Consider the following 2,775-nt stretch of genomic DNA (forward strand, 5'->3'; position numbering starts at 1 on the left):
CCTGCCGCACACGACCTGCCGCCCGCCCGGACGCACGCCAGCCGCACGGCGGGACGGCCTCCTGCCGCCGTGCGCGGCTACTCGGCGGCGAGCGTGCGGCGCTCGAGCTTGAGGCAGGCCTCGCGCAGGCGGGCGTCGCGGCCGGCGCCGGGGGTGCGCCCGTTGGCGCCCACTACGCGATGGCAGGGAATCACCACGGCGGCGGGGTTCGCGCGCACGGCGGCGCCCACCATGCGGTAGGAGCCGGGCGCGCCGATGGCGGCGGCAATGTCGGCTGTGGTGCGGGTCTGGCCGTAGGGGATGGCCCGGAGCGCCTTCCACACGCGCTTCTGGAAGTCGGTGCCCTCGGGGGCGACGGGCACGGAGAAGGCACGGCGCTTGCCGGCCAGGTACTCCATGAGCTCGGTGGCACAACGGTTGGTGAGGTCGGTGGGGCGGCTCTCGCCGGGAAGCGCGACCTCGCCAAGCGCGACGGCGGTGACGGCACGCCGCGTGGCGCCGATGGCGATGGGCCCGTAGGGGGTGCGGTAGAGGTAGTGGGTCTGCGCGGAGGCGGCCACAGGGCTCCTTCCTGGTCGGCGCGTGACGCCATTATAGCGCCACGTCGCGCGGCCCGCGCGGGCTCTCCTGCGGCCGGCTCGGCCCGCGTGACGCGCAGCCGCCGCGGCCTTCCGCGCATCGGGGCGGCAACGGGGCCTCCGGCTCCGGCGGCGTTGCGCTAGAATGGGGCGTGCTGACCCAGGCGCAGCCGGCCCGGCCGCGCCGCCAGACCCTGAGGAGCCCCCATGTTCCAACCCGTCAAGATAGCGCCGTCCATCCTGTCGGCCAACTTCATGGACCTGCGCGCGGACATCGCCGCCATCGAGCGGGCCGGCGCCGGCATGGTGCACGTGGACGTCATGGACGGCCACTTCGTGCCCAACCTCACCATGGGCGTGCCGCTGCTCAAGCAGCTGTCGAAGGCCACCGACCTGCCGATGGACGTGCACCTCATGATCGCCAACCCGCTCGAGCAGATCCCCTGGTTCGTGGATGCCGGGGCCGATTCCATCACCGTGCATGCCGAGGCGCTCGGGGTGGACGAGCTCGTCCGCGCCGTCGCGCTCATCCGCCAGTCCGGCTGCCGGGCCGCCGCGTCCGTCAAGCCGGGCACGCCCGTCGAGGTGCTGCTGCCGGTTCTCGCCGACCTGGACATGGTGCTCATCATGAGCGTGGAGCCCGGCTTCTCGGGCCAGAGCTATATCCGCGGCAGCGAGGGGAAGGTGGCCCAGGTGGTCGCCGCCGCCCGCGCGCTCGGGTGCGCGCCGCTCATCCAGGTGGACGGCGGTATTGGCGTGGAGACGGCGCCGCTCGTGGCTGCTGCCGGCGCCGACGTGCTCGTCTGCGGCAACGCGGTGTTCGCCGCCGAGGATCCGGGCGCGGCCCTGCGCGCCGTGGCCGAGGCTGCCGACGCCGCCCGCCGAGACGCGCTCGCGGCGGCGGGGGAGTGAGCGGAATGACTGCGGACGCGATGAGCTCCTACGCCTACCTCGATTACGCCGCCACCGCGCCGCTCTGCGAGGAGGCGGCCGCCGCCCTGGCGCCTTACCAGGTGCCGGGCCTTGCGAACCTGCCGCTCGGCGCTAACGCCAACTCGCTGCATGGCCCCGGGCGTGCCGCCTTCGCCGCACTCGAGGAGGCGCGCAAGGCGCTCGCCGGCGCCCTCGGCGCGCGCCGCCCGTCCGAGGTCATCCTCACCGCGGGCGCCACCGAGGCCGACAACGCGGCGCTGCTCGGCATGGCGCTCGCGGCGCGCGAGCTCTATCGGCGTGCCGGGAAGGGCGACGTCACGCCCCATGTCATCGTCTCGGCCATCGAGCACGACGCCGTGCTCGCCCCGGCCAAGCGCCTGGAGGCCCTCGGGTTCTCGGTGACGCGCCTGCGCCCGGACGCTGCGGGCTTCGTCGAGGTGCGCGCGCTCGAGCAGGCCCTCACGCCCCACACCGTGCTCGTCTCCGTCCAGGCCGCCAACTCCGAGGTGGGCAGCATCCAGCCCATCCGCCAGCTGGCCGCCTGTGCCCACGAGGCTGGGGCGCTCTTCCATACCGACGCCGTCCAGGCGCTCGGGAAGATGCCGCTCGACCTGGCCGAGCTCGACGTGGACGCCGCCTCGTTCTCCGCCCACAAGATCGGCGGCCCCAAGGGCGTCGGCGCCCTCTACCTGCGCGCCCGCACCCCCTTCGAGCCGCTCCTCCTCGGCGGCGGCCAGGAGGCGGGCCTGCGCAGCGGCACGCAGAACGTGGCTGGCGCCGTGGGCTTCGCGGCGGCCGCCCAGGCCGCCCAGGCGGCGGTCGAGGACGAGGTCGTGCGCCTCGGCGCCTTGCGTGACCGGCTCTACGCGGGCCTTGCCGCGTTCGGGCCCGTCGAGGCCACGGTGGACGTGGAGCCGGGAAGCCGCGACTTCCTGCCCAACATCGCGCACGTGCTCGTGAACGGCTACGAGAGCCAGACGCTCATCCTGCGCCTTGACCTGCTCGGCTTCGGCGTGTCGGGCGGCTCGGCCTGCTCGTCGCACTCGCTTGAGCCCAGCCACGTGCTGCGCGCCATGGGCGTGCCTGCCGACAAGGCCCAGGGCGCCCTGCGCGTGTCGATGGGCCGCTACACCACGGAAGCCGACGTGGAGGGCCTGCTGGCCGCCATGGAGAAGGCGCTCGACTGGTAGCGGCGCCTCAGCGGGCGGGCGCCGCCGGCGTCTTGCGGCCTCGCCCCGCGCCCGCCCGCCCCCGCGCCCGCCCG

At 74.8% G+C, this 2,775-nt stretch carries 3 protein-coding genes; 2 read left to right on the forward strand and 1 reads right to left on the reverse strand.

Annotated elements, in window-relative coordinates; all coding sequences use genetic code 11:
• Window positions 1-77: 77 nt before the first annotated feature.
• Window positions 78-560: a methylated-DNA--[protein]-cysteine S-methyltransferase gene (locus tag D1643_RS10505; RefSeq protein WP_370520341.1), complete on the reverse strand. Its 483-nt coding sequence runs from the start codon at window positions 558-560 to the stop codon at window positions 78-80.
• A 225-nt stretch (window positions 561-785) separates the two neighbouring features.
• Here D1643_RS10505 and rpe point away from each other — a divergent pair, with 225 nt between their 5' ends.
• Together rpe and D1643_RS10515 are read left to right on the forward strand one after the other, a co-directional pair.
• Window positions 786-1,490, forward strand: coding sequence for a ribulose-phosphate 3-epimerase (gene rpe / locus D1643_RS10510; protein ID WP_160710563.1), 705 nt, complete (start codon window positions 786-788; stop codon window positions 1,488-1,490).
• Window positions 1,491-1,495: 5 nt separating this feature from the next.
• The gene (locus tag D1643_RS10515) at window positions 1,496-2,701 is read left to right on the forward strand and encodes a cysteine desulfurase family protein (RefSeq protein ID WP_236643562.1); all 1,206 of its coding nucleotides are present in this window, start codon (window positions 1,496-1,498) and stop codon (window positions 2,699-2,701) included.
• Window positions 2,702-2,775: the final 74 nt, after the last annotated feature.

It is taken from the genome of Enterorhabdus sp. P55 (genome assembly GCF_009911695.1).
Taxonomy (GTDB): domain Bacteria; phylum Actinomycetota; class Coriobacteriia; order Coriobacteriales; family Eggerthellaceae; genus Enterorhabdus.